Origin of the sequence: Streptomyces olivaceoviridis (assembly GCF_014650115.1) — a bacterium.
Taxonomy (GTDB): domain Bacteria; phylum Actinomycetota; class Actinomycetes; order Streptomycetales; family Streptomycetaceae; genus Streptomyces; species Streptomyces olivaceoviridis.
Window position 1 is genome coordinate 1 of record NZ_BMUI01000087.1, and the last position, 3690, is coordinate 3690.

Below are 3690 nucleotides of genomic sequence, written 5' to 3' on the forward strand. Positions count from 1 at the left end.
CCTCCAACCCGGCCGGCACCACCACCAACCACGAACCCACCGACACAACCGGCACACCAAGCCCAACCCACGACTCCCGATACCTCCACGCGTCCGCCACGGCTGCCGGGGCCGGGGCGGCGGGCGGGGCGGGCCAGAACCGTCGGTGCTGGAACGCGTAGGTCGGAAGGCCGACCCGGCGTCCCTCGGGGAGCACCGCCCGCCGGTCGACGGGGACGCCGTGGGCGTACAGCGCGGCCCAGCCGGCCGTGACCGCGGTGTTCTCGTCGCGGTCCTTGCGAAGGAGCGGCACCACCAGGGTGTCCTCGGCGCAGCTGTCCGCGGCCATCGCCGACAGCACGCCGTCCGGCCCCACTTCGACCAGCGCGGTGACGCCGCGGTCCGCGAGGTGCCGGATGCCGTCGGCGAAGCGGACCGTCTCGCGCACCTGGGCCGCCCAGTACGCCGGGGAGCGCAGCTCCTCTCCCGTGGCGACGGCACCGGTCAGGTCGGACACCACGGCGATCCGCGGCTCCCGATAGGTCAGTGTTTCGAGGACCCGTTCGAACTCGGCCAGCATCGGATCCATCAGCGCCGAGTGGAACGCGTGCGAGACGCGCAGCCGGCGGGTCCTGCGGCCCAGCGCGGCGCAGGACTCCGCGACCTCGTCCACGGCGGCTTCCTCGCCCGACAGCACCACGGAGCCCGGGGCGTTGACCGCAGCGATCGCCACACCGTCCGTCAGCAGCGTGGCCGCCTCGGCCTCGGTGGCCTCCACCGCCAGCATCGCACCACCCCGCGGCAACGCCTGCATCAGCCGTGCCCGGGCCGCGACCATACGGCTGGCGTCGGTCAGCGACAGGACCCCGGCGACGTGAGCGGCCACGATCTCACCGACCGAATGTCCCAGCAGAGTGTCGGGGACGACGTCCCATGACTCCAGCAGGCGGAAGAGCGCCACTTCGAGCGCGAACAGCGCCGGCTGCGCCCAGCCGGTCTCGTCCAGCAGCCCGGCGTCGTCGCCCCAGACGACATCCTTCAGTGGACGCTCCAGGTACGGGTCCAGCTCCGCCACGACCGTGTCGTACGCGTCCGCGAAGACCGGCGACTCGGCGTACAGTTCCCGGCCCATGCCCAGCCGCTGCGCGCCCTGCCCGGTGAAGAGCACGCCCACCACGCGGTCAGGACGTGCCGTTCCGAGGACCACCTTTTCGGGGGCGTCTCCCGCTGCCAGCCGCCGCAGACGGGGCAGCAGTTCGTCGCGCCCGGTGCCCAGCACGGCGGCCCGGTGGCCGAGAGCCGATCGCGTGGCCAGCAGCGACCAGGCCACGTCGGCGGGGTTCAGCGACGGATCGGCCTCCACATGGGCGGCCAGCCGTGCCGCTTGGTCACGCACCGCCTCCGGCGTCGTACCGGACAGCACCCACGGCACCACACGGGGGACGGGGGTCTCGGCGGCCGGCACCGGGGTGCTCTCGGGCGCGGCCTCCACGATGACGTGCGCGTTCGTCCCCGACACTCCGAACGAGGAGACGCCGGCCCGGCGCGGACGTCCCGTCTGCGGCCACGCGACCGGCTCGGTCAGCAGCGCGACCCGGCCCCTTGACCAGTCCACCTGCGACGACGGGGAGTGCACGTGCAGCGTGCGCGGCAGCAGGCCGTGCCGCATCGCCAGCACCATCTTGATGACGCCACCGACCCCGGCGGCGGCCTGGGTGTGGCCGATGTTGGACTTCAACGAGCCGAGCCACAGGGGGGAGTCGGCGGACCGGTCCTGGCCGTACGTGGCGAGGACGGCCTGCGCCTCGATCGGGTCGCCGAGCCTCGTCCCCGTGCCGTGCGCCTCCACCGCGTCGACCTCGTCGGCGGAGAGTCCGGCCGCGGCCAGCGCCTGGCGGATCACGCGTTGCTGCGCGGGGCCGTTGGGTGCGGTCAGCCCGTTGGACGCGCCGTCCTGGTTCACGGCGCTGGAGCGCAGTACCGCCAGGACCTGGTGCCCGTTACGCTGCGCGTCGGACAGTCTTTCGAGGACGACCATACCGACGCCCTCGGCGAACCCGGTGCCGTCAGCGGCATCCGCGAACGGTTTGCAGCGCCCGTCGGGTGCCAGCCCGCCCTGCTCGGAGAAGAGCACGAAGGCGTCGGCGTCGGCCATGACCGTGACGCCGCCGGCCAGCGCCAGGGTGCAGTCCCCCGACCGCAGCGCCTGAGCCGCGAGGTGCATCGCGACCAGCGACGACGAGCAGGCGGTGTCCACCGTCACCGCCGGGCCCTCCAGGCCGAGCACGTAGGCCACCCGGCCGGACGCCACGCTCGACGAAGCGCCGGTGAGGACGAATCCGCGGACCTCGTCGCCCAGTCGGTCCACCGCCTCGGCGTAACCGGAGGAGTAGGCGCCGACGAAGACCCCCGCGCGGGCGCCCGCCAGCGTCCGCGGATCGATCCCGGCGTGTTCCAGCGCCTCCCACGAGCTCTCCAGCAACAGCCGCTGCTGCGGGTCCATGGCGAGGGCCTCGCGCGGGGAGATCCCGAAGAACGCGGCGTCGAAGTCGCCGGCGCCGTCCAGGAAGCCGCCCCGGCGGGTGATGGTCGTTCCGGGCCGCAGCCCCTCGGGGTCGTACAGCGCCGTCAGGTCCCAGCCGCGGTCGGCGGGGAAGTCACCGGTCGCGTCGACGCCTTCGCTCACCAGCCGCCACAGGTCGGCCGGGCCCGTCACCCCGCCGGGATACCGGCAGGCCATGCCGACGATGACGACGGGATCGTCGGCGACCGGCGACGGCGGCGGCGCGGCGACCGCGACCGGGGTGTCGGCGAACAGCGACGCCAGGTGGTCCGTGAGCCGGGTAGCGGTCGGGTAGTCGAAGACGAGGGTCGTGGGCAGGCTCAGGCCCGTCGCGGCAACGAGCCGGCCGCGCAGCTCCACGGCGGTCACCGAGTCGAAGCCCAGCTCCCGGAACGCCTGGTCGGCGTCGATCCGGGTGCCGGGGGCGTGTCCCAGTACCGCGGCCGCGTTGCGGCGGACCAGGTCGGACAGCGCTGCCCGGCGGGCCTGGTCGGGCAGTCCGGTCAGACGGATCGCGGCAGCGTCGGCGACGGACGCCTCCGGCCCGCCCGTCTCCCGCGGAGCGCTCTGGAGGGCCAGGACCGCCTCCGGCAGCCCGGAGAGCAGCGGACTCGGACGGGTCGCGGTGAAGGCCGGGGCGAAACGGCTCCAGTCCGTGTCCGTGATGACGACCGACGTTTCGTCGTGGTCCAGGGCACGCTGCAGGGCCGCGATGGCCAGCGTCGGCCGCATGGGCATGACGCCCAGGCGACTCAGCTGGTGCCGCCGGCCGGGGAGGCCGGCGACCAGCCCGAACTCGTCCCACGCGCCCCAGGCGATCGAGGTGGCGGTGCGGCCCCGGGCCCGGCGGTGCGCGGCGAGAGCGTCCAGGAAGGCGTTGGCAGCCGCGTAACCCGCCTGGCCACCGCTGCCCCACGCCGCCGCGCCCGACGAGAACAGCACGAACGCGTCCAGCGCGGCACCGGCCGTCAACTCGTCCAGATGCCGTGCGCCGGCCGCCTTGCCCCGCAGGTCTGACTGCAGCTGACCAGGGGTCAGTGAGGTGAGGGGGACGTCGTCGACCACTCCGGCGGCGTGGACGACCGTGCGTAGCGGCACGTCGTCCGGGATCCCCGCGATCACCCGCGCCAGAGCGTCCCGGTCCGCCA

1 protein-coding gene is annotated in these 3690 nt (G+C 74.2%); it reads right to left on the minus strand.

The window, feature by feature from the left end:
- Positions 1-3690 (minus strand): type I polyketide synthase (locus IE273_RS42940; protein WP_189820534.1); only part of this gene is annotated, 3690 nt, incomplete at both ends.